This window comes from Streptomyces sp. P1-3, from assembly GCF_050613155.1.
Taxonomy (GTDB): domain Bacteria; phylum Actinomycetota; class Actinomycetes; order Streptomycetales; family Streptomycetaceae; genus Streptomyces.
The window spans coordinates 1,460,221-1,486,893 of record NZ_CP192512.1 but is presented as its reverse complement, the minus strand read 5'-3'; the positions used below and the strand labels follow the sequence as shown (position 1 = coordinate 1,486,893).

Genomic DNA, 26,673 nt, shown 5'->3' with positions numbered 1-26,673 from the left:
GCAAGCTCAGTTGGATTCCCTTGGTGTGCAGCGACGGCCTCCTGCGGCGGGATGTAGTGCAGGCGCCTTCCCCTCGATCTGCAGGGTGAAACCCCTTCGGTTGCCGCCCGTCAGGTTGGCAGGTCGAAACCTATAGGGCCAGCAGTAACGGAGTTCGTCCCGCCGAGCGAGACAAAGCCGTGAGCCATGCCCTCTGAGGTCATTTCGAGGACATGTCGAGGACGGCCGCTTCTACCTTCCTCGGAGCGACCGAATACTCGTCATACTGGAGCCAGTCGATGACACTGCACGGAAAACGTGTCGGCTTGCCGCGGGAGCCCATCGTCCACAAGGTGTTCGAGGAGCACGCGAGGAGCACACCCGACAGCGCGGCTGTCGTCTGCGCCGGGCAGCGACTGACCTACGGGGAACTGAACGCGAAGGCAAACCAGTTCGCGCATTTCCTCGCTGCGCGGGGAATCAGCCGGGGCGCGAAGGTCGGCGTCTGCCTCGACTACTCGATCGACATGGCCGTCGCCGTTCTCGGCACGTTGAAGTCCGGCGCGGCCTACGTACCGCTCGACCCGTCCTACCCGGCCGCAAGGCTCCAGCTGATGCTGCGGCAGCTCCCTGACCTCGCCCTGATCGTCGTCTCTCCGGCAACGGTCGGACTGGTGGACTCGGCCGCCGTCGAGGCCATCGATCTCCAGGAGCGGTCCGGCCAGTTGGCGAGCCTGGTGGCCACCGATCCCGACGTCCCGGTCACCGGGGACGACCTGTGCTACGCGGTCTTCACATCCGGATCGACCGGTACGCCGAAGGTCACCGCGGCGCGACACGAGGGCTGGTTCAACCTGCTGAACTGGCTGGCGCTCGAGTACGGCCTGCATCACGGGTCGCACAACCTGGTCGTCAGCGCGTTCGGATTCGACCTCAGCCAGCGCAGCCTGCTGATGCCGTTGTTCTGCGGCGCCACCCAGCATCTGATGCCGAGCAGGAACTTCGACGCCGCGATGGCCTACCGCATGCTCAACGAGCACGGCGTCCGCACGGTGCATTGCGCGACGAGCGCGCTGTACCTGCTCGTCGACTGGGAGACGGCGCGCGGGGGTGAGGCGCTCGCCGCCCTGGACTACGTGTTCTTCGGAGGCGAGCCGCTGTCCTTCGAGCGCGTGGCGCAGTGGGCGAGACGCGAAGGGAACACGTGCACACTGCTGCACCAGTACGGCGTCGCCGAGTGCACGGACGTCGCCTCGTCGTACGACCTCGCTGACCGCAGGGCCGGGGAACAAGGCGTGGTTCCGGTCGGCAAGCCCGTCTACAACACCGAAATCCACATCCTCGATGAAGAGTTGCGGGACGTCGGGACGGGAGAACACGGAGAGATCTGCATATCGGGGATCAGCGTCGGCGCCGGCTACCTCAACGGCACGGGCCCCGAGTCCGAGCGGTTCACGACGGTGATGCGCGACGGCGCGCCGTGCCGGTTGTACCGCACGGGCGACCGCGGCTACGTGACGCAGGCCGGAGAACTCGTCGTCCTCGGCCGGATGGACGCACAAGTGAAGGTCCGCGGCATGCGCATCGACCCGGCCGACGTGGAACGCGCCCTCGGCAGGCTCGACGGGGTGCGGGAGGGTGCCGTGGTGACCAGGCGCGTCGACTCCGGCGACGTCGAACTGATCGCCTTCGTCGTCCCGAAGGAGGCGGAGCTCGACGAGAGCGACGTCCGTGCCGGCCTCCTCGAGGCGCTGCCGCGGAACATGGTTCCGGCCGAGGTCATCAAACTTCCCGAGATTCCCTTGAGCCACAACGGAAAAGTGGATCGCACGGCGCTCGCCGAACGCGTGCGGCAGCCGGTGCGCCAGGTGGGCGGCGAAGCCCGGCCGGCCAACCCCGAACGTCGACCAGGAGGACTGCGATGATCGCCGACAAGGTTCGCGCCATCTGGTGCCGGGAGCTCAGACTCGACGGCATAGCGTCGGATGACGACTTCTTCGCCCTCGGCGGCCACTCGATCGCCATGGCGCGGATCCAGAGCGCCCTCGTCGAGGAACTGGGCGTGGAGGTCCCGATGGACCAGCTGTTCCTGAATCCGACAGTGGCGTCGATCTCCGCGCATCTCGAGTCGCTGGGCGCCGACTCCTGACCCCGATGCGAACGCCATGGGGTTAGCCGAATTCGTACGTGACTTTCTTGGATTTCAGCCCGCCGCCGCGCACATGCCGCGGCCGGTGAGTTGATTCGTGTCGAAGGTGGGTTCATTGTCTGCCGCAAGTGTGTCAACGTCACAGTTAGGGTTGTGGATCGCCGACAAGCTGAATCCGTCGATCCGCAACAACATCGCCGCTTGGTGGGAGGTCGACGGTGCGCTCGACCGGGACATCCTGATCACGGCACTGCGGCAGGCACTGCAGGAGAGCGCCAGCCTCCTGGTCACGTTCGAGGAGACCGAGTGCGGACTGCGGGCTGTTCCTCGAGAACTTGGATCGTGGCAACCCTTCTTCGTTGACCTGAGCGGTTCCGAGGACACCGAGGAAAGGCTGTACTCGGTGCTCGCAGAGGTGCAGGAGGAACGGTTTGACCTGAGCTCCGATCTGTTGTTTCGGCTCGGCGCCGTCAAACTCAGCCAATCCCGCTGGATCTTCTGCCTGATGTTCCACCACATCGTGACCGATGGCATTGGTTACAACAACTTCGCGCTGCGGTGCGCCGAGATCTACACGGCCCTGGCCGAGGGGAAGCCGGTCCCCGAAGCATCGGTCCTGGACGCCGACATCGTGGCGAAAGAAGAGGCGGACTACCGAGACTCGGCGCGATTCACCGAGGACGCGGCGTTCTGGCGGGACTACCTCGCGGATCCGCCGGACGCCGCTCGGCTGCCGAGCACGCACGGAGCGGGCGAGATCCGGCCGGGCGAAGACGACTCGACACCGGGCAGCGGTCCGGCGCGAGTCGCCCATGCGAGCGGCATGGCGAACTGCACGACAGCGATCCCCAGCGAGGAGGCCGCCGAGTGGAAGCGGGTCGCCAGGTCGGCCGGCATCTCGGTACCCACCCTGGTGACGACCGCAGCGGCCGTGTTCATGCACGAAACCTGCGGACTCTCGGAACTCATGTTCTCGCTCGCCGCCGGCAACCGCTCCGAGATCACTCGGAGGGCGACCGGAATGGCCGCGAACTTCGTCCCGCTACGGGTCGCCGTCCGGGAAACCGATTCGTTCCTGGAGATCGCCGGCGCGATCACCGCGGAGAAGGCGTCCGTCACCCCGCACGGCCGGCGCCTCATCGCCGACATCAGGCAGGACATGGGGCTGACCGATGTCAGGCGCAGCCCGGTCGGCGTGATCCTGAACTTCATCCCGATGCAGCGCCTCCGCTTCGGCGCGCACCCGGCGTCCTTCTTCGGCGGTTGCTTCCCCTCGCCGGACGAACTCATGATCACCGTGTTCCGGTCCGGCCCGGAGGAAGCCGTCACGATCAGCATGGACGCGCCGCGGGACATGTACACCGCCGCCGAGCTGGAGCGGTTCTCGGCGCGGCTCGTCACGTTCGTACGGGCCCTGGCCGCCGACCCGCGGGCACGGGTCGGTGCGGTGGACCCGTTGAGCGGTGCTGAGCGGGACTGGCTGCTGCGGGAGCTGAACGACACGGACGTGCCGCTGCCGGGGCTGACGGTGCCAGGGCTGTTCGCACGCCAGGTGGAGCAGGCTCCCGACGCGGTGGCCCTGGTTTCCGGGGACGCGGCGCTGTCGTACCGGGACGTGGATACGCGCGCGAACCGTCTGGCCGACGTGCTGCGGCACCGGGGCGTCGACACCGACGTGGTCGTGGCGGTCGCCCTGCCGCGCTCGGTGGACTTGGTGGTCGCTTTGCTGGCGGTCCTGAAAGCGGGCGGGGCCTATCTGCCGCTGGACCCGGCGTACCCGGCGGAGCGGATCAGGTCGATGCTGCGCGACGCGGGGGCGCGCATGGTCCTGACCGATGCGGCGACAGCCGAAACGCTGCCCGAGGACCTGGCGATTCCCGCCGTTGCGCTCGACGGCGAAGATGGCCCGGACGGCACCTTCGACGCAGACGGCGAACTGCCGGCGCTCCCGGCGCGGTGGCATCCGGACCAGATGGCGGCCGCCATGTTCACCTCCGGGTCGACCGGTGCCCCCAAGGGGATCGGTACGACGCATCGCAACCTCGAGGCGTACGTGACAGACCGCCGCTGGCAGGGCGGCAGCCACACCACCACGTTGTTCCACTCGCCGTACACCTTCGACGCGTTCGTCATGGAACTGTGGGTGCCCCTGCTGAACGGTGGCCGGGTGGTCGTGGCTCCACCGGGAGAGCTGGACATCGAGACGCTCACCGAACTCCGAACTGCCCACGGGATCACCGTGCTGTGGCTCACCGCCGGGCTGTTCTCGGCGATCGCCGAGGAACGTCCGGAATGCCTCGCCGGGCTGCGTGAGGTGTGGACGGGCGGTGACGTGGTGTCACCCGCCGCCGTGCGCCGGGTGCGAGAGGCCTGCCCAGACGTGACGGTCGCCAACGGCTACGGGCCGACGGAGACGACGGTGTTCGCCGCCTCGCACCGCCTGGCGGCCGACGAGCGGGTACGCCACACCATCCCCATCGGCCGTCCCATGGACAACACCGCGCTGTACGTCCTCGGCCCGGGCCTGGCGCCGGTTCCGGTCGGCACCGTCGGGGAACTGTACGTGGCCGGTGCCGGTTTGGCGCGCGGCTACGTCGGGCGGCCGGGGCAGACCGCCGAGCGGTTCGTGCCCTGTCCGTTCGGCCCGGCCGGTGGGCGGATGTACCGGACCGGAGACCAGGTGCGGTGGGACGCAGAGGGCCGTCTCGAGTACGTGGGCCGAGCCGACGCGCAGGTGAAGGTGCGCGGGTTCCGGATCGAACCGGCCGAGATCGAAGCGGTGCTCACCGAGCATCCCGGTGTGGCGCAGGCGGTCGTGGTCGCCGCGGCGGACGGTTCCGGGCACCGGCGGTTGGTGGGGTACGCGGTGCCGGCCGGCGGTGGCTTCGTCGGCGGCGACGGCGCGGGCGGCGTCGGCGACCTCGACTTCCAGGCCGGTGTTTCGAGCGGCGAGCTGCGCCGGTTCGCGGCCGGGCGGTTGCCGGAGTTCATGGTGCCTTCGGTCTTCGTGATCCTGGACCGAGTGCCGTTGACCGCGAACGGCAAGCTGGACCGGGCCGCGCTGCCGGAGCCGGAGCTCGGCGGCCAGGCGTACCGGGCTCCGCGCAACGCGGCCGAGTGGGCCCTGGCCGAGGTGTTCGCCGATGTGCTGGGTGTGGGACAGATCGGCATCGACGACGACTTCTTCGCCGTCGGCGGGGACAGCATCCGCTCGATCCAGGTCGTGGCGAGGGTCAAGGCACGCGGACTCCGGGTCAGCGCGCGGGAGATCTTCGAACACCGCACCATCGCCCGGCTGGCCGAGTTCGTGAGCGAGGGGGAAGGCGGCCGGGAGAGGCTGCCGGAGCTGCCCGGCGGCGGTGTCGGCCGGATTCCGCCTTCCCCGGTGGCGCTCCAGGTCCTCGGCGCCGGCGGCGGCACGAACCGGCTCTCCATGGCCATGACCGTGCGACTGCCGGAGGCCATCGACCGGGCCGGACTGGTCGCGGTGCTGGAAGCCGTGCTGGCCCACCACGACATCCTGCGCGGTCGGCTCGAGCCGACCGGGCTGGGCCTGTGGGTCGACGCGGCGGACGCCGTGGAGGTCGATCCGCTGCTGCGGCGGGTTCCGTGTGCGCAGTGGCCGCCGCAGGACGAAGCCGTCACGGCGGAGCTGGACGCCGCCGCGGACCGCCTGGACCCGGGCAACGGGGTGATGGCGCAGTTCGTCTGGTTCACCTCGGACTCGGAGCCCGGGTGGCTGCTGGTGGTGCTGCACCACCTGGTGGTCGACGGCGTGTCGTGGCGCATCCTGCTGCCCGACATGGCCGCGGCATGGCGACAGGTGCGTGCCGCCGAGGAGCCGGTGCTGCCCGAGGTCGGTACCTCGGCCCGGCGGTGGGCGCACGCCCTGGTGGACGAGTCGGCCAACCGGCACGCGGAACTTCCACTGTGGCAGGACATGCTGTCGGGCGCGGAACCGCCGCTGGGGGAACGGGCCCTGGACCCGGCGGTGGACGTGTCGGCGACGGTGGACGGGCTGCGCGTCCGGGTGCCGGCCGCGGTCACCGAAGCGGTGCTGACCGCGTTGCCCGCGGCGTACCGCGGCGGCGCGGAGGACGGCTTGCTGGCCGGTCTGGCGCTGGCGGTGGCCGGCTGGCGGCGTGCGAGGGGACTGCGCGACGCGTCGTTCTCCATTCGTCTGGAGGGCCACGGCCGGGAGGAAGACGTCGTCCCCGGAGCCGACCTCTCCCGCACGGTCGGCTGGTTCACCAGCACGTTCCCGGTGCGGCTCGACCTTGAGGGCGTCGACGTGGACGACGCGGTCGCGGGCGGGCCGGACGCTGGACGGGCGGTCAAGCTCGTCAAGGAGCGGCTGCGTTCGATCCCGGACAAGGGGATGGGCTACGGGCTGCTGCGCCACCTGAACGAGGACACCGCGGCGACCCTGAGCCAGTACGGGGATCCGCAGATCGGGTTCAACTACCTCGGCAGGGTCTCCGCGGCGGACCTTCCCGAGGAACTCCGGGAGGACGGCTGGACGCCCCTGTCGAACCTGGGGGAGTTGATCCCCGCTCCGAACCCGGACATGCCGCCGCTGTCGGCATTGGAGATCAACGCCTCTGTCGGCGAGGACGGGCAGCTGACAGCGCACTTCGGATTCCCGGCCGGGGTTCTCTCCCGCGCCGAGGCCGACGAGCTGGCGCAGCGGTGGGTCGAGGCGCTGACGGGGCTGGCGCGGCACGCTTCGGCGCCCGGCGCCGGTGGGCTGACTCCCGCGGACGCGCCCCTGGTCGAGGTGCGCCAGGCGGAGATCGACACCTGGGAGGCGAGGTACGGCCGGCTGGCCGCGATATGGCCGGTCACGCCGGTGCAGTCCGGCCTGCTGTTCCACACGATGCTCGCCGACAGCTCGTTCGACGTGTACCACCTGCAGTTCGTGTTCCACCTCTCCGGCGTGATCGATCCGGAGCGGATGCGCCGCGCCGGACAGGCCTTGTTGGAGCGCCATCCGAACCTGCGAGCGGGGTTCGTCGCCAGCGACCACGGCGAGACGGTCCAACTCGCGCCGAAGGACACCGAGTTGCCCTGGCGCCTCCTCGACCTCACCGGTGGCGGTGACCTCGAGGCGTTCCTCGCCGAAGACCGGGCGACCCACTTCGACCCCGCCGCACCGCCACTGATCCGCCTGGCGTTGGCCGTGACGGCGTCCGATCGGGCCGAACTCGTGCTGACCGCGCACCACGCGCTGTTCGACGGCTGGTCACTGCCGCTGCTGATGCGGGACCTGCTCCAGCTCTACGCGGCGGACGGCGCCCCTGCCGACCTTCCCCCCGCACGTGACTACGCGGACTTCCTCACGTGGCTCGCCGACCAGGACCACCAGGCGTCCGCTCGCGCATGGGCCGAAGAGCTCCACGGGCTGCGCCACCCCACCCTGCTGGCCCCGAAGAGCGCGGCCGGCGGCGCCGAGGGCATCCGGCGGGTGGAGCTCGACCTGAGCTTCGAGGCGGCACAGCAACTCAACCGGTGTGCCTCGGCGTTGAGCATCACGCTCAACACCCTGGTGCAGGGCGCGTGGGCGATGCTCCTCGCACAGCTGACGAGGCAACAGGACGTGGTCTTCGGCGCCACCGTCTCCGGGCGCCCGGATGCGCTGCCGGGTTCGGACCGCATGGTCGGGCTGTTCATCAACACCATTCCGGTGCGGGTCCCGTGCCTGGCGGAGCAGACCGCGGCCCAGCTCCTGGTCCACCTCCAGGACCGGCAGGGCAGGCTCTTCGACCACCACTACTACGGGCTGTCCGACATCCAGGAGGAAACCGGGCACGCCACCTTGTTCGACACGCTCATCGGATACGAGTCCTATCCGGTGGACCGGGTCGCGCTCGCCGAAGCCGATGCCGCGGCGGGCTTCGCGGTCACCGGAATGCGGCCGTACTACGGTTCGCACTACCCCGTCACGCTGAACGCGTCCGCCGAACCGTACCTCCAACTCTCCATCGACTATCCGGTCGGGCAGCTCGAACACGAGACGGTCACGCTGATCGCCGCTCGCCTGGTGCGCGTGCTTGAGCGCATCGCGGACGATCCCGACACCGCGGTCGGCGCGCTCGACGCCCTCGACGCCGCCGCGCGGGACCGGCTGCGCGAGCTGCTCCACCTCGACCAGGAATCGGCAAAGCCGGCGGAGTGCGATGCCGAACCTGTGGCATACCGCGCGCCGCGGACGGCGCGTGAGGACTCTCTGTGCGCGTTGTTCGCCGAAGTGCTCGAAGTGGATCGCGTGGGCATCGACGACGACTTCTTCGACCTCGGCGGAAACTCGCTGCGGGCGATCAAGCTGGTCAACCTGATCCGTGCGGAACTGAGCCTGGAAATACCGATCCGCACGTTGTTCGAAACGCACACCATCGCCGCTCTGTCGACGGTGTGGGAAGAACTGTCCCTGTCGAACCGGCCGGCCTTGAGCAGAAGGACGAAGGGCGGGGAAATCGTGCCCGCTTCTTCTGATTCGTCGCCGCACTACGACCGATAATCTACCCAGGACGGAGGCGCCATGTACGACGTGATCGTCGTCGGTGCTCGTTGCGCTGGTTCTCCGGCCGCGATGTTGTTCGCTCGGCAGGGATATCGCGTCCTGCTCCTTGAGAAAGTGCAGTTCCCGCAGGACAAACTGTCCTCGCACTACATCCACCAGCCGGGTGTCGCGCTGCTCGGCAAGTGGGGCCTGCTGGAAGACCTCCGGCAGGCGGGCTGCCGGCCGATCGACCACATCAGCTACGAGTCGGCCGGTGTGCGACTGGACGGATGGTCCCTGCCGGTCGACGGCCACCGCATCACCTATGCGCCGAGGCGCTTCGTGCTCGACCCGATCCTCGCCGCGGGGGCCGTGGCAGCCGGCGTCGAGTTCCGGGAGAACTGCACGGTCAGCGGGCTGCTGTTCGAGGACGACCGGGTCGTCGGGGTGCGGTACAAGACGCCGAGCGGTGCGGAGGCGACCGAGCGCGCGCGCCTCGTGGTGGGCGCGGACGGCATGCGATCACTGGTCGCGCGCGAGGCGGGAGCGAAGTTCGTCATCGAGGACCCGCGCATGACATGCACCTACTACAGCTACTGGGAAGGGGTTCCGGCGCATTTCGAGCAGTACGAGCGCCTGGACCGCTGGATCGGTGTCATCCCGACCAACAACGACCTCACGCTGGTCATGACCTACTTCCCGCAGCGCGAGTTCCACAAGGTCCGCGCCGACGTGGAAACCGCGTACCTCGAAGCGGTCCGCACGACGGCGCCGGAACTCCACGACCGGATCTCGGCGGGCCGACGGGTGGAACAGCTCTACGGCACCGGCCACCAGGAGAACTTCTTCCGCAAGGCGGGCGGGCCGGGCTGGGCGCTGATCGGCGACGCGGTGCACCACAAGGACTCCATAGCCGCCCGCGGTATCACCGACGCCTTCGTCCAGGCCGAACTGCTCACCGAGCACATCGGGGACCAGCTGCACGACGAGGCCGGGCTCAAGGCCGCGCTGAAGCGCTACGAGAGCGATCTGGACGGGCATTTCTACGACTTCTACCGGAGCACGCTCAACGTGGCGGAGCTGAAACCCACCGAGGAGCGGACCGCTTTCCTCCAGAGCCTGGTGGGGAACCAGGAGCTGATCGACCGGTACTTCTCCACCTTGTCCGGCGCGTGCTCCCTTGAAGACTTCTACAACGATGACCTGTTGGCAGCACTCGTCCAGAGCTGAGCGGCAGCGTCCCACCAATAGGTCGCGGAGGTATTCAGACAAGATGATCCCGTTGTCGTTTGCGCAGCGTCGGATGTGGTTCATTGACCGGTTCGAAGGTCCTTCGCCGACCTACAACGCGCCTTTCGTGCTCCGGCTGACCGGTGAGCTGGACGCCGGCGCGCTGGAGATGGCGTTTCGCGACGTTGTCGACCGGCACGAGGCCCTGCGGACCGTGATCGTCGAGGACGGCGACGGCACGCCGTACCAGCACGTCCTGCCATCGGACGCGCAGCCCTTCGAGCTGCCCGTCATCGAGGTCACGGAGGAGGAACGGGGAGCGGCGATCCGCGACACGGTCGCCCTGCCGTTCGACCTGACGGCGGACCTGCCGATCCGGGCCAGGCTGTTGAAGTGCGCACCGCGCGACCACACGTTGGCGGTCGTCCTCCACCACATCGCCGCGGACGGCGAGTCCATCGATCCGCTCGTGCGGGATCTGACGTCGGCGTACTCGGCCCGCAGGGAGGGCCGGGCGCCGGTGTGGGAGCCGCTCGCGGTGCAGTACGCGGACTACACGCTCTGGCAGCGCGACCTGCTCGGCGACGAGTCGGATCCCGAAAGCCTGGCGGCCAGGCAACTGCGCCACTGGCGGCAGGAGCTGGCCGACCTGGCGCAGCCACTGTCCATCGCGACCGACCGCCCCCGGCCGAAGACGCCGAGCCACCGGGGCGACCTGGTCGAGGCATGGATCGATCCCGAGCTGCTCACCGCCGTGGAGAAGCTGGCCGCCAGGCGGGACACCACCGTGTCCATGGTCATGCAGTCGGCGCTCGCGGTCCTGCTCCAGCACCTCGGCGGCGGGGACGACCTGACCATCGGCGGGCCGATCGCCGGCCGTACCGACGCGGCGCTGAAGGAGCTCGTCGGATTCTTCGTCAACACCTGGGTCCTGCGCGCCGACCTCTCCGGGAACCCGACGTTCTCCCAGCTGCTCGACCGGGTGAAGGACAAGGCCCTCGCCGCGTACGACAACCAGGACATGCCGTTCGAGCGGTTGGTGGAACTGATCAACCCGGACCGGTCCGCCGCGTACCACCCGTTCTTCCAGGTGATGCTCGCCTGGCAGATCTCGTGGCCGGAGGTGGAGCTCCCGGGCCTGGAGGTGGTGTTCGAGCCGAACCAGAACCAGGCGGCGAAGTTCGACCTGTTCTTCAACATGATCCCGAACCCCGCCGGTGGGGCGGAGTGCCGCCTGGAGTACGCCACCGACCTGTTCGACCGGGACACGGCCGAGGGCATCGCGAGCCGTCTCATCCGCGTGCTGAGCCAGATCGTGGCGGACCCCGAGTGCCGGGTCGGCGGCCTCGACGTCCTGGAACCGGGGGAGCGGGAGCGGCTGCTCAGCCAGTTCAACGCGACCGCCACGCCCCTGCCCGAGGTGACCGTTCCGGAGCTGTTCGAACGCCAGGTGGCCAGGACGCCCCGGGAGCCCGCGGTCGTCTGCGACGGGCGCACCCTGACCTACGAGGAGCTCGACAACAGGGCGAACAGCCTCGCGCGGGAACTGATCCGGCGCGGTGCCGGGCCGGAATCCGTCGTGGTGCTGGCCCTGCCGCGCACCGAGGAACTCCTCGTGGGGCTGCTCGGCATCCTCAAGTCCGGTGCCGGATACCTGCCGATCGACCCGCAGTACTCCAGCGAGCGCGTGGACTTCCTGCTGTCCGACGCGCGCCCGCGGTTCGCGGTCACCGACACGGAGACCTCGGCGAAACTCCCGCGGCAGGGCCTTGACCTGATCAACCTGGACGACTCGGCGCACTGGGACACGGCCGACGGGACCCCCGGGAACACCGGCCGGATCACGCCGCTGCGACCGGACAACCTGGCCTACCTGATGTACACCTCCGGCTCCACCGGCCGGCCCAAGGGCGTGGCGATCACGCACCGGAGCGTCGTCAACGGGGTGCTCGAACTGGTCCGCACGCTGGACGCGCCGCCCGGATGGCGCATGCTGGCCGGCACTTCGGTGAACTTCGACGTCTCCGTCTTCGAGATCCTGACCACCCTGTTCACCGGCGGCACCGTCGAGGTGGTGCCGAACGCCATGGCCCTCGCGGAGAGGGAAGCCTGGGACGGCAACGTGATCAGCACGGTGCCGCCGGTCCTCGCCGAACTGGTCGACCAGCTCGGCACGATGCCCAACGTGCACACCGTGGTGCTCGCAGGCGACGTGCTGTCGGGTTCGCTGGTGCAGCAGGTACGCGAGGCGCTGCCCGACGTACGCGTGGTGAACTCCTACGGGCAGAGCGAGAGCTTCTACGCCACGGCGTTCTCCCTCGCCGCGTCCGACGACTGGGACGGGACGGACGTCGCGCCGATCGGGACACCACTGGGCAACATGCGGGCCTACGTGCTGGGGCCGGGCCTCGCCCCGGTACCGCAAGGCGTGGTCGGAGAACTGTACGTGGCCGGGACCTGCCTCGGCCGGGCCTACCACGACCGCCCGGAGCTGACCGCGGAGCGCTACGTGGCGGATCCGTTCGGGCCGGCGGATGGGCCCCTCCTGCCCTGGGGGTCCCCCCGGACGGAGTCTGGGGGAGGGCAAGGAGGGAGGATGTACCGCACCGGCGACCTGGCGCGGTGGAACGCCGACGGCCGGTTGGAATGCGTCGGCCGGGCCGACGCCCAGGTCAAGGTGCGCGGCTTCCGTATCGAGCCCGGAGAGGTCGAGGCCGCGCTCACCGCGCACCCAGGGGTCGCGCAGGCCGCCGTCATCGCCCGCGACGGACGCGGCGGCAACACCGGCAAGCAGCTGGTCGCCTACGTGGTCCCCGCCTTCACCAGCGACAACACGACGACCGACTTCCGCTCCGGCCTGGACGCGAAGGAACTGCGCGGCTTCGTCTCGGAGCGGCTGCCGGACTTCATGGTGCCGTCCGCCTTCATGGTCCTCGACCGGCTGCCGCTCGCCCCGAACGGCAAGCTGGACCGGGCCGCGCTGCCCGAGCCGGAGTTCGCCGGCAGCGAGTACCGCGCGCCGAGCACGGCCGAGGAGCGGATCCTGGCCGAGGTGTACGCCGAGGTCCTCGGTCTGGACCGGGTGGGTGCCGACGACGACTTCTTCGCCGTCGGCGGTGACAGCATCCGCTCCATCCAGGTCGTCTCCCGGGCCCGCGCCCAGGGCCTGGAGGTCACCCCCCGGCAGATCTTCGAGCGGCGCACCGTCGCCGAGCTGGCGCTGGTGGCGACCGCGGGCGACGACACGCGGCCCGTCCTGGAGGAGTACGAGGGCGGCGGCACGGGACTGCTGCCGCTGCTGCCGATCACCGAGTACATGCTCGAACTGGGCGGCGGGCACGACCGGTTCTCCATGTCGATGCTCGCCGAACTGCCGGAGGGCATCGACGCGGCCGGTCTCGCCGCCACCATCGGCGCGGTCCTCGACCGGCACGACGTCCTGCGGTCCCGGTTCGCGGACGGCGGGCTGCGCGTCGACCCGGTGGGTTCGGTGGACGCGGCCGCGCTGATCCGCCGGATCGCCTGTGACGGCGACTGGGACAGCGAGTCCTGGCGGCATCTCCTGGACGAGGAACTCGACGCGGCGGCGGGCCGGTTGGACCCGGCCGGCGGAGTGATGGCCCAGTTCGTGTGGTTCGACCCGGACGAGGGCCCGGGCCGCCTGATCATCGTGCTGCACCACCAGGTGGTCGACGGCGTGTCCTGGCGCATCCTGCTCCCGGACCTCGCCGGGGCCTGGCAGCAGATACGGCAAGGCAGGGAGCCGAAGCTGCCTGAGGTCGGCACGTCCGTACGCCGCTGGACCCACGCCCTCGTCGACGAGGCCCACGCGAAGCGGAGGCGGGCCGAACTCCCGCTGTGGCGCGAGGTCCTGGACGGCCCCGACCCGCTGCTCGGCGCACGGCCGCTGGACCCGGCCGTCGACACCCGCACCGCTCTGGAGCGCCTGGAGTTCCGGCTCCCGGCGGAGGTCACCGAAGCGCTGCTCACCAAGGTGCCCGCCGCCTTCCACGGCGGCGTCAACGACGGACTCCTCGCGGCCCTCGCCCTCGCCGTCGCCAGGTGGCGGCGCGACCGCGGCGTCGACGAGCCGTCCACGCTGATCAAGCTGGAGGGCCACGGCCGCGAGCAGGACCTGGTCCCGGGCGCCGATCTCTCCCGCACGGTCGGCTGGTTCACCAGCCTCTTCCCGGTGCGCCTGGACACCGCGGGCTTCGACCTCGACGAGGCGTTCGCGGGCGGACCGGCCGCCGGCGGAGTCGTCAAGGCGGTCAAGGAGCAGCTGCTCGCGATCCCCGACAAGGGTCTCGGCTACGGCCTGCTCCGGTACCTCAACGAGGAGACGGCCGCCGAGCTCAGGGAGCTCCCGACCGGCCAGATCGGCTTCAACTACCTGGGCCGCTTCTCCGCGGCCGACATGCCGGAGAGCCTGCGCGGCCTCGGCTTCACCAAGATCTCCGAACTGGTCGCGCCCCTGGACGCGACCATGCCGGCCATGTCCGTCCTGGAGCTCAACTCGGCGGTCGTCGACACCGACGAGGGCGCCCGGCTCGACGGCGTGATCTTCTACCCGCCGGGGGTCCTGGACCGCGCCGAGGTCCAGGAACTGGCCGACCTTTGGGCCGAGGCGCTCGGCGCCCTCGCCCGGCACGCGGCCACCCCGGGCACAGGCGGTCTCACCCCCTCCGACCTGCCACTGGTCGAGGTCGACCAGCGGTCCATCGAGACCTGGGAGGAGCGCTACCGGGGCCTCGCGGACGTCTGGCCGCTCACCCCGCTCCAGTCCGGTCTGCTGTTCCACACGATGCTGGCGGACACCGCCGTCGACGCGTACCAGATGCAGCTCACCTTCCATGTCGAGGGCCAGGTCGACCCGGCCCGGATGCGGGCGGCAGGCCAGGCGCTGCTCGACCGGCACGCCAACCTGCGCACCGCCTTCGCCACCGACGCGGACGGCCACCAGGTCCAGCTCGTCCTGGACCACGTCGAGGTCCCCTGGCAGGAGATCGACCTGCGGGATCTCGGTGAGGCCGAGCGCGCGACGGCCTTCGAGCGGTTCCTCTCGGAGGACCACACCCGCCACTTCGACCCGGTCGAGCCGCCCCTGCTGCGCCTCGCCCTGGTCAGGATGGGCCCCGACCGCTCCGAACTCGTCCTGACGGCCCACCACGCCCTCTTCGACGGCTGGTCGTTCCCGCTGCTCATGCAGGACCTGCTGCGGCTGTACGGGGCCGCGGGCGACCTCTCGGCGCTGCCGAGGGCGAGCGGCTACCGGGACTTCCTGGTCTGGCTCTCCGAGCAGGACCAGGAGGAGGCGGCACGGGCGTGGGCCGCCGAGCTCGAAGGGCTCGAGGAGCCGACCCTGCTCGCCCCCGGCTCCGCGGGCGCGGACGACGACGGCTTCGGCCTGGTCGATCTCGCGCTCCCGATCGACGAGGCACGCGAACTCAACCGGTGCGCCTCCGAGCTGGGTGTCACCGTCAACACCCTCGTCCAGGGCGCCTGGGCGCTGCTGCTCGGCCAGCTCACCGGCCGCCGGGACGTGGTGTTCGGCGCCACCGTCTCCGGGCGCCCGCCCGCGGTGACGGACGTCGACTCGATCGTCGGGATGTTCATCAACACCCTTCCCGTACGCGTCGAGTACGCGCCCGGCGACACCCTCGCCGAGGTGCTGACCCGGCTCCAGGACCGGCAGGCCGGCCTCCTGGAGCACCACCACCACGGGCTCACGGAGATCCAGCAGGCCGTCGGCCTGCCGTCCCTCTTCGACACGCTGGTCGTCTTCGAGTCGTACCCGGTCGACCGGGAAGGGCTCAGCGCCGCCACCGAATCGGCGGGCGGGATCGCCTTCACCGGCATCACCCCGTCCACGGGCACCCACTACCCGCTGACCGTGATGGCGGACGCCGACCCGCATCTGCGGCTGCTCCTCAGGTACCAGGAGGGCGTCCTCGACCGGGACGCGGTCGAGCTGATCGCGGCCCGCCTCGGGCACATCCTGGGGCAGCTGGTGACCGACGCGGAGCTGCCCGTCGGCCGGATCGACCTCCTGGAGCCGGCCGAGCGCGACCGGCTGCTCGCCCTCAACGACACGGCGGCCGAGACACCCGACGTCCCCGTCACCGAGCTGTTCGAGCGCCAGGCGGCGGCGACCCCGGACGAGGTGGCACTGGTCTTCGAGGACACCTCCCTGACGTACGGGGAGCTGAACGCCCGCGCCAACCGCATCGCCCACGCCCTGGCCGGCCGCGGCGTCGGCGACGAGTCCGTGGTGGCCCTTTCGCTGCCGCGCTCGCCGGACCTGGTGGCCGGACTGCTCGCCGTGCTCAAGGCCGGCGGCGCCTACCTGCCGATCGACCCCGCGTACCCGAGCCACCGCCTTGCGGCGATCCTCGCCGAGGCCCGGCCGCACCTCGTCCTCACCGACACCGCGACCGAGCCCGTCCTGCCCGCGCACGGTGCCGACGTACTCCACCTCGACACGCTCGACCTGTCCGACGCCGACGGCAGCGACCTCGGACTGCCGCTCCAGGCACACCAGTTGGCGTACGTCATGTACACCTCCGGCTCCACGGACAAGCCCAAGGGCGTCTCCATCACCCACGCGAACGTGGTCAACGGCATCCTGCGACTCGCCCCCGTGGTGGGCATGGGCCCCGGCAAGCGGCTGCTCGCGGGCACGTCGATCAACTTCGACGTATCGGTCTTCGAGATCTTCACCACCCTCGTCGGCGGCGGTGCCGTCGAGATCGTGCGCGACGTGCTCGTCCTCGCGGAGCGGGGCGGCTGGAGCGGCGGCATCGTCTCCACCGTGCCGTCCGCGTTCGCCGAACTCGTCGACCGGATCGCCGACAAGACCAGCGTGGACACGCTCGTCCTCGCCGGCGAGGCACTCCCGGGCTCCCTGGTGGCGAAGGTCCAGGACACCTTCCCCGGCGTGCGGGTCGTCAACGGGTACGGGCAGAGCGAGTCGTTCTACGCCACCGCCTTCACCGTCGCCGGCGACCCGGCGGACTGGGCGGGCAGCGCGCCTATCGGCACCCCGCTCGGCAACATGCGGACCTACGTCCTCGGCCCCGGCCTGGCGCCGGTGCCGCCGGGCGCGGTCGGTGAGCTGTACGTCGGCGGGAACGTGGGCCGCGGCTACCACGGCCGCGCCGAACTGACCGCCGAGCGCTTCGTCGCCGACCCGTTCGGCCCGTCCGGCTCGCGCATGTACCGCACCGGTGACCTGGCCCGCTGGAACGGCGACGGCCAGCTGGAGTACGTGGGGCGAGGGGACGCGCAGGTCAAGGTGCGCGGCTTCCGCATCGAACCCGGCGAGGTCGAGGCCGCGGTCACCGGGCACCCCGAGGTCGCCCAGGCCGCCGTCATCGCCCGGCAGGGGCCCGGCGGCGGCAAGCAGCTCGTCGCGTACGCGGTGCCGTCGGGCGAGACCGACTCCGAGGAGATCCGGCGGTTCGTCGCCGGGCGGCTGCCCGAGTTCATGGTCCCGTCCGCCTTCGTGCTCCTGGACCGGCTGCCGCTGATGCCCAACGGCAAGCTGGACCGGGCCGCGCTGCCCGAGCCCGAGTACACCGGCGCCGCCTACCGCGCGCCCCGCACCACCCGCGAGGAGGCCCTGGCAGAGCTGTTCGCCGAGGTGCTCGGCGTGGACCGGGTCGGCATCGACGACAGCTTCTTCGCCCTCGGCGGGCATTCCCTGCTCGCGACCCGGCTCACCAGCCGGATCCGTACGGTCCTCGACGCGGAGATCCCGATCCGGGTGGTCTTCGAATCGCCCACGGTCGCCGAGCTCGCCGCGCACCTGTCGTCGGACCTTCGGGTACGACCCCGGCTGCGGAGGCTGACCGAACGGCCGGAGCAGCCGCCGCTGTCGTTCGCCCAGCGCAGGCTCTGGTTCATCGACCGCTTCGAGGGACCGTCGGCGACCTACAACATCCCGATGGCGCTGCGGCTGACCGGCGCCCTGGACGCGGACGCGCTCGCGGCGGCGATCCAGGACGTCGTCGACCGGCACGAGAGCCTGCGGACGCTCTACGTCGAGGACGAGGAGGGCATCGCCTGCCAGCGCGTCCTCCCCGTGGCTCAGGCGCGCCTCGCCGTGCCCGTCATCGAGGTGGCCCCGGAGCAGGTGGCCGGGGCGGTCGCGGACGCGGGCCGCCACGCCTTCGCCCTCGACTCGGAGATCCCCGTGCAGGCCCGCGTCCTGCGTGTCGGCCCCGAGGAGCACGTCCTCACCCTGGTCATCCACCACATAGCCGGCGACGGCGAGTCGATGGCCCCGCTCATCCAGGGCATCTCGCAGGCTTACGCCGCCCGCCGGGAGGGCCGGGCCCCCGCGTGGCCCGAACTGCCCGTCCAGTACACCGACTACGTGCTCTGGCAGCGCGAGCTGCTCGGCGACGCCGACGAGCCGGACAGTGTGCTCTCCGCCCAGTCCGAGTACTGGCGCGAGACGCTGGCAGGCGCCCCGCAGCCGCTCGCCCTGCCCACGGACCGGCCGCGGCCGCCACGGGCGAGCCACCGCGGCGACATGCTCGAGTTCGCCATCGACCACGACCTGCTCGCCGCCGTCGAGGACCTGGCGAAGCAGCGGGACGTCACGGTGTCGATGCTGATGCAGTCGGTGTTCGCCGTCCTGCTGCACCGCCTCGGCGCCGGGGACGACATCCCGGTCGGCTCGCCCATCGCGGGCCGCACCGACGACGCGCTCACCGACCTGATCGGCTTCTTCGTCAACACCTGGGTGCTGCGCACCGACCTGTCCGGCAACCCCACCTTCGACGGACTCCTCGAGCAGGTGCGGGAGAAGTCCCTGTCCGCGTACGGCAATCAGGACGTGCCCTTCGAGCGTCTGGTGGAGCTGCTCAACCCGGACCGCTCCACGGCCTACCACCCGCTGTTCCAGGCGATGTTCGCCTGGCAGAAGTTCACGCGGGCCGACTTCGAGCTGCCCGGACTGCGCGTCGGCATCGAGCCGATCGCCACCGGCACCGCGAAGTTCGACCTGTTCCTCAACCTCACGGAGGTGACGGACGAGAACGGGCGACAGGCCCAGGGCCTCCTGGAGTACGCCACCGACCTGTTCGACCGCGCCACGGCCGAGACCATCGCCGAGCGGTTCACCCGCGTGCTGCGGCAGGTGGTCGCCGATCCGCGGGCGCGGATCGGCGCGGTGGACGTGCTGGACGATGCCGAGCGGGACTGGCTGCTCACGGAGCTCAACGACACGGCGGCGCCGGTGCCGGTGTCCACGGTGCCGGACCTGTTCGCGCGCCAGGCGGCGCGGACTCCGGACGCCGTGGCGGTGGCGTGCGGGCCGACCGAGGTGTCGTACCGGGAACTGGACGCCCGCACCGATCGGCTGGCCGCGGCGCTGCGCGCCCGCGGGGTCGGGCCGGAGACGCTGGTCGCCGTGGCGTTGCCGCGTTCGGTGGACCTGGCGGTCGCGCTGCTCGCCGTGCTCAAGGCCGGGGGAGCGTATCTGCCGATCGATCCCGACCACCCGGCCGAGCGGGTCGACGTGCTCCTGCGCGAGGCGGACCCGTTCCTGGTCCTGACGGACAGCGCGGTGCGACACACGCTGCCGGACCTCGGGGTGCCCCTGCTCGGCCTCGGCGACCTGGATGTCGACGCGGGAACGCCGCCGCCGCACCGCGAGGTCCGGCCGGAGAACCTCGCGTACGTGATGTTCACGTCCGGATCGACCGGAAAGCCGAAAGGCGTCGGCATCACGCACGCCGGGGTCGCCAACGGCGTGCGGCGGCTCGCCGAGGTGGTGCGGGCCCGGGAGGGCTCCCGCATGCTCGGCGCGACATCGGTGAACTTCGACGTCTCCGTGTTCGAGATCTTCACCGCGCTCAGCGTCGGCGCGAGCGTCGAGATCGTCCGCGACGTGCTGGAGCTCGGTGAGCGGGGCGGCTGGTCGGGCACCACGATCAGCGCGGTGCCGTCGGTGTTCTCCGCGCTGCTCGACGAGGTGACCGGCGAGCTGGACGTGGAGACCCTGGTCTTCGCCGGTGAAGGGCTCTCCGCCGACCTGGTCGCCAAGGTCGGGGACGCGCTGCCCGACGCGCGCATCGTCAACGCCTACGGGCAGACCGAGAGCTTCTACGCCTCGACGTTCACGGTGCCGCAGGGGTGGACCGGGACCGGCGCGGTACCGATCGGGCATCCGCTCGGCGGCATGCGCGCCTACGTGCTCGGTCCGGGACTGGCCCTCGTGCCCCCCGGCGTCGTCGGCGAGTTGTACGTGGGCGGTCTGGTCGCCCGCGGCTACCACCGACAGGGCGCGTTGACCGCGGAACGGTTCGTGGCGTGTCCGTTCGACCCGTCGGATGGGAGGATGTACCGCACCGGCGACCTGGTGCGCCGCGGCGCGGACGGCCGCCTCGAGTACGTGGGGCGGGCCGACGCCCAAGTGAAGGTGCGCGGTCTGCGGATCGAGCCGTCCGAGGTCGAGGCCGCGCTCACCGGACACCCCGGCGTCAGCCAGGCCGTGGTGGTCTCCACCGCGGGACGGTCCGAGACCGACACCCGCCTCGTCGGGTACATCGTGCCGGTGGCATCGAAGTCCAGTGCGGGCGACGCCGCGGGCGACTACGACCTGAACGCCGGTGTCTCGGTGGCGGAGCTGCGGCGCTTCGCGGCCAAGCGGCTGCCGGACTACATGGTGCCGGACGCCCTCGTCGTGCTGAACCAGCTGCCGCGGAACGAGAACGGCAAGCTGGACCGGGCCGCGCTGCCCGTGCCGGAGTTCACCGGCGCCGAGTACCGGGCACCGCGCACGGACGCGGAGCGGGCGCTCGCCGACGTGTACGCCGACGTGCTCGGCACCGAACGGGTCGGCGTGGACGACGACTTCTTCGGCGTCGGCGGTGACAGCATCCGCTCCATCCAGGTCGTCGCACGGGCCAAGACGCGCGGAGTGGTGATCACCACACGGGAGATCTTCGAGCACCGCACGGTCGCCCGCCTCGCGGAGGTGGTGGCCGGGCGGACGGAGGAGACCCCGACCCTGGCCGAGCTGCCGGGCGGCGGCATCGGCTGGATGCCGCTCCCGCCGACCGCGGCGCACATACTGGCGCTCGGTGGCGGCCTGGACCGGTTCTGCATGCACGCGGTGCTGACCCTGCCCGAGGACGTCGACCGCCCGCGCCTGGTCGCGACCTTGCAAGCGGTGCTCGACCGGCACGACGCGCTGCGCGCCCGGCTCGACCGGGTGGAGCCGGGAATACGGACCAGTCCGTCCGGCAGCGTGCACGCCGACGGCCTGCTGCGGGAGGTCCGCGGCGGCCGACCCGACGCGGACCTGGTCGCCGCCGAGCTGGACGCGGCCGCCGGCCGGCTGGACCCGGACGCCGGGGTCATGGCCCAGTTCGTGTGGTTCGCCCCGGACACGGGTGCCGGACGGCTGCTGATCGTGCTGCACCACCTCGTCGTCGACGGGGTGTCGTGGCGGATCCTGCTCCCGGACCTGGCATCCGCCTGGCAGCGGGTGCGGGACGGCGAAACCCCGGCGCTGCCCGCGGTGGGCACGTCGCTGCGGCGTTGGATGCACGCCATGGCCGACGCGGCGGCCGACCCGGGACGCGTCGCGGAACTGCCGCTGTGGCAGGACATCCTGCGCGGCGACGACCCCGCACTCGGGGCCCGGGACCTGGACCGGTCGCGCGATGTCGCCGCCACCGTGGACACGGTGCGCGTCCGCGTGCCCGCACAGGTGACGGAGACGCTGTTGACCACGGTGCCCACCGTGTTCCGCGGCGGGGCCAACGACGGACTGCTCACCGGCCTCGCCCTGGCGCTCGCCCGCTGGCGCGCCGCGCGCGGCGTGCCGGAGTCGTCGGCGCTGGTGCGCCTCGAAGGGCACGGGCGCGAGGACCACCTGGTCCCCGGCGCCGACCTGTCCCGCACGACCGGCTGGCTCACCGCGATGTTCCCGGTGCGGCTCGACCTTTCCGGGATCGACCTGGCGGACGCGTTCGCCGGCGGCCCCGCGGCCGGTCAGGCGCTCAAGGCGGTCAAGGAGCAGCTGCGGGTCGTTCCGGACAAGGGCATCGGCTACGGGTTGCTGCGCCACCTCAACTCCCGTACCGCCGCCGAACTGACCGGCTGCCGGGAGCCGCGGATCGGGTTCAACTACCTCGGCAAGGTCTCCGCCGCCGACATCCCGGACGACCTGCGCGGCTCGGGCTGGGCGCCGGACCTGGAATACCGGGAACTGGTGGCCGCTCCCGACGCGGACATGCCCGCGCTGTCGGAGCTGGAGATCAACGCGAACGTCGCGGACGACGGACAGCTGACCGCGTACTTCGGCTTCCCGACCGGCGTGCTCTCCCGCGACGAGGTCGCCGAACTCGCCGACCTGTGGACCGAGGCGCTGACCGCGGTGGCCCACCACGCCACGACACCGGACGCGGGCGGACTGACCCCCTCGGACGCGCCACTGGTCACGGTGCGGCAGGCGGAGATCGAAGCCTGGCAGGATCGGTACGGGCCACTGACCGACATATGGCCGGTCACGCCCGTGCAGTCCGGGCTGCTGTTCCACGCGATGCTCTCCGGCGCAGCCTTCGACGTCTACCACATGCAGCTCGTGTTCCACCTGTCCGGCGAGGTCGACCCGGAACGCATGCGCCGGGCGGGACAAGCGCTCCTCGCCCGCCATCCGAACCTCCGCGCCGCCTTCGTCACCAAGACCGACGGCGACTCCGCGCAGGTGATTCCGGACGAGGGGCCCTTGCCGTGGCGCCACATCGACCTGACCGCGGCGAGCGAGCCGGAACAGCACGAGGCGCTCGAGCGGTTCCTCGACCAGGACCGGGCCGCGCACTTCGACGTGGCCAACCCACCGCTGATCCGCCTCGCGCTCGTGGCCCTCGGCCCCGATCGCGCCGAGCTCGTGCTCACCGCCCACCATGTGCTGTTCGACGGCTGGTCGATGCCGATCCTCATGCGGGACCTGCTCCAGCTCTACGCGTCCGACGGCGACCGGACGGGTCTGCCCGGCACCCGCGGCTACGGCGACTTCCTCGCCTGGCTCACCCGCCAGGACGGCGAAGGGTCCGCGCGCGCCTGGGAGGCCGAACTCGACGGCGTGGAGGAGCCCACGCTGCTCGCGCCGCGCGCCGGAACCCAGCACGGCTCCGCCGGGGTCGGGAACCTGGATGTGGCGTTCGCCGACATGCACGGCCTGTCCCAGCGGGCCGCCCAACTCGGGGTCACGCTCAACACCTTGGTACAGGGGGCGTGGGCCGTGCTGCTCGCCAACCTCACCGGACGGGAGGACGTCGTGTTCGGCGCCACCGTCTCCGGACGTCCCGCCGCCCTCCAGGACGCCGACGACATGGTCGGTCTCTTCATCAACACCCTCCCTGTCCGGGTGCGCTGCCGGCGGGGGGAGACCTTCGCCGAACTGCTCACGGACCTGCAGGACCGGCAGGCCGCGCTGCTCGACCACCATCACCACAGCCTCGTGGAAATCCAGCAAGCCACTGGGTTGAGCACGCTGTTCGACACCCTGGTCCTCTTCGAGTCGTTCCCGGTCGACCGGGACGCCCTCGACGAGGCCAACGACGCGGCCGGGGTCACCATCACCGGGCTGCGGCCGTTCGCCGGTTCGCACTACCCGATCACCCTGACCGCCGCGTCCGATCCGCAGCTGCAGCTTTCCCTCCAGTACCAGAAAGGCCTGCTCGGCCCGGACCAGGCCGCCGAGATCGCCGACCGCCTCACCCGGGTGCTCGGCCAGTTCCTCGCCGACCCGGCGACGCCCGTCGGCGAGGTCGACGTACTCGGCGAGGACGAGCGGAACTGGCTGCTGCGGACGGTGAACGACACCGAGGAGCCGACCCTCGAGGCGGACGTACCGCAGTCGGTCCACCGGCAGGCGCGGGCCACCCCGGACGCGCTCGCCGTGGTGGGCGAAGACGCCTCGCTGACCTATCAGGAGCTGGACAGCCGGGCCAACCGCCTGGCGCACTGGCTGATCGACCGCGGTGTGCGCCCCGAGTCGCGCGTGGCAGTGCTCCTTCCCCGGTCGGCGGACCTGGTGGCCACCCTGCTCGCGGTGCTGAAGGCCGGGGCGGCCTACATCCCCATCGATCCGGACCACCCGCGCACCCGGATCGACTACATCCTCGAGAACTCCGGTCCGGCACTCGTGCTCGACACCGACTCGCTGGCCGCGGCGGACTGCTCGGGCTACCCGGATGCGCCACCGGAGCCGGGCGCGTCGCCGCAGAACACGGCCTACGTGATCTACACGTCGGGTTCCACCGGGAACCCGAAGGGCGTGGCGGTGCCCCGCGCGGCCCTGGCGAACTTCCTGGCCACGATGGGGCGTCGATTCCCGCTGTCACCGGCGGACCGGCTGCTCGCGGTGACCACGATCGCCTTCGACATCGCGGCCCTTGAGATCTATCTGCCGCTGATCTCCGGGGCAGGCGTCGTCCTCGCGGGCAAGGAGACGGTCTCCCAGCCGTCCGCGGTCTCGGCGGCGATGCGCCGCCACCAGGTCACCGCGGTGCAGGCCACCCCGGCGTTCTGGCAGATGCTGCTGACGGACGAGCCGCGCGCCGCGGAGGGGCTGCGCGTGCTCGTCGGCGGCGAGGCGCTGCCCGCGCCACTGGCCGCGGCACTGGCCGAACAGGCCGGCGAGGTGTTCAACGTGTACGGCCCGACGGAGACGACGATCTGGTCCACGACGGCACCCGTCACGACCGGGGACGGCCCGCCCGCGATCGGCGCCCCCATCGGGAACACCCGGGTGTACGTCCTTGACCCCCAGCTGCGCCCGACACCACGCGGGGTGAGCGGCGAGCTGTACATCGCCGGTTCCGGCCTGGCCCGCGGCTACCTGGGCCGAGCGGGGCTGACCGCGGAGCGTTTCGTCGCCTGCCCGTTCGGGCCGGCGGATGGGCCCCTCCTGCCCGGGGGGTCCCCCCGGACGGAGTCTGGGGGAGGGCAAGGAGGGAGGATGTACCGCACCGGCGACATCGTCCGGTGGAACGCGGACGGCCGACTGGAGTACCTCGGACGCAGCGACTTCCAGGTCAAGATCCGGGGCTATCGCATCGAACCGGGCGAGATCGAGCACGTGCTCGCCGCGCACCCGGGTGTGGCGCAGGCCGCCGTCGTCGTGCGTGAGGACCAGGCGGACGACAAGCGCCTCGTCGGTTACGTGGTACCCGCACCGGGCAGCGGGGCGGGCGACGCCGAGGCCAAGGTCGACGAGTGGCAGCAGGTCTACGAGGACACCTACACCGCCTCCGCGGAAGCGGAGTGGGGCGACGACTTCCAGTTGTGGAAGTCCTCCTACGACGGCGAGCCGATCCCGCGTGCCGACATGCTCGAATGGCGGGACGGCGCGGTGGACCAGATCCTGCGCTGGTCGCCACGGCGGGTGCTGGAGATCGGTGTCGGATCCGGTCTGCTGCTCGCCCACGTCGTCGGTGAGGTCGAGGAGTACTGGGGTACCGACCTCTCCGCGACGGTCATTGAGCGGCTGGGCGCGCAGGCCGAACGAGCCGGGTACGGCGAGCGGGTCCGGCTGCGCCACCAGCCGGCCGACGACCTGTCCGGGCTGCCGCCCGAGGCGTTCGACACCATCGTCCTCAACTCGGTGGCGCAGTACTTCCCGGACACCGCGTACCTGGACCGGGTGCTGAGCCAGGCGATGGAAAGGCTCGCCCCGGGCGGCCGGATCATCGTCGGCGACGTCCGCAACGCCGCGACGCTGCGCATGCTGCTCACGGCGACGCAGCGGGCCGCGCATCCACAGGCGCGCCCGGAGGAACTGCGCACCCTCGTGGAGAAGGCGGTCCTCGCCGAGAAGGAACTCGTCGTCGATCCGGAGTGGTTCACCGCGTGGGCACGCGAGAACGCGTTCGCCGGAGTGGACATCCGGCTGAAGGCCGGTCGCGCGCACAACGAGCTGACCAGGCACCGCTACGAGGTCGTGCTGCACAAGGCACCGGTCGGCCCGCTCGCGCTGGACGCCGTCCCGGCCCTGCGCTGGGGCGATCAGGTGGGCGGGCTCGCCGATCTGCACCGTCTCGTCAAGAGCGCGGGCGGTGAGCCGGTCCGGGTCAGCGGCATTCCGAACGCGAGGCTGGCCGAGGAGTTCACCGCCGCCGTCACGGCCGGGGTGGCGGATCCGGTGGCGGCGTCCGGAAAGCCGGTCGATCCCGCGGATCTGGACCGTCTGGCGCGGCAGGCGGGCTGGGAGGCGCTCCTCACGTGGTCGAGCGAGGCCGCGCACCGCTTCGACGTGGTGCTCCTTCCCGAGCCCGGGGCCGTGACCGGTGGGTTCCTGGAGTCCGGCCGAGCGGCGCGGGCGCTGTCGAACAGTCCTGGCATCGCCTCGGCGATCGGCCCGCTGCTCGCCGGGCTGCCGCAGTACCTGCGCGAACACCTTCCGGAGTACATGGTGCCCGCCACGGTGGTACCGCTCGCCGAGATGCCGTTGACCCCCAACGGAAAGCTCAACAGGAGCGTGCTGCCGCTGCCGGACTACACCCAGCTGTCGACCGGCGGCGCGCCGCGCAACCCCCGCGAGGAAGTCCTGTGCCGACTGTTCGCCGAAGTGCTCGGCCTCGAACGGGTCGGCATCGACGACGACTTCTTCGCGCTCGGCGGCCATTCGCTCCTGGCCACCCGGCTGATCAGCCGGGTCCGCCGTGAGATGGGCGTGGAGATACCCATCCGCAAGGTTTTCGATACGCCAACCGTGTCCCAGCTGGTCGCGTGGGCGGAGCAGTCGGCCAAGCCGAGCAGGTCTCGTTTGCGCAAGATGATCGTCGAGGAGTGA

Annotated in this window: 5 protein-coding genes; all 5 read left to right on the top strand. The window is 71.1% G+C overall.

The features are described 5' to 3' along the window. Window positions 1–305 precede the first annotated feature (305 nt). The 5 genes from ACQUSR_RS06350 to ACQUSR_RS06330 all read left to right on the top strand — a co-directional run bounded on the left by ACQUSR_RS06350 (window position 306) and on the right by ACQUSR_RS06330 (window position 26,673). Window positions 306–1,904, top strand: coding sequence for an amino acid adenylation domain-containing protein (locus tag ACQUSR_RS06350; protein WP_431041558.1), 1,599 nt, complete (start codon window positions 306–308; stop codon window positions 1,902–1,904). Further along, a complete protein-coding gene (locus ACQUSR_RS06345) occupies window positions 1,901–2,128 on the top strand; it encodes a phosphopantetheine-binding protein (protein ID WP_431041557.1) in 228 nt (75 codons plus the stop codon). The genes ACQUSR_RS06350 and ACQUSR_RS06345 overlap by 4 nt, the downstream gene beginning before the upstream one ends. Before the next feature lie 130 nt (window positions 2,129–2,258). Continuing rightward, window positions 2,259–8,645: an amino acid adenylation domain-containing protein gene (locus tag ACQUSR_RS06340; RefSeq protein ID WP_431041556.1), complete on the top strand. Its 6,387-nt coding sequence runs from the start codon at window positions 2,259–2,261 to the stop codon at window positions 8,643–8,645. 21 nt (window positions 8,646–8,666) lie between these two features. Then, entirely contained in the window at window positions 8,667–9,857 is a 1,191-nt protein-coding gene (locus ACQUSR_RS06335; RefSeq protein ID WP_431041555.1) for an NAD(P)/FAD-dependent oxidoreductase, read from the top strand. A 43-nt stretch (window positions 9,858–9,900) separates the two neighbouring features. Next, the gene (locus tag ACQUSR_RS06330; protein ID WP_431041554.1) at window positions 9,901–26,673 is read left to right on the top strand and encodes an amino acid adenylation domain-containing protein; all 16,773 of its coding nucleotides are present in this window, start codon (window positions 9,901–9,903) and stop codon (window positions 26,671–26,673) included.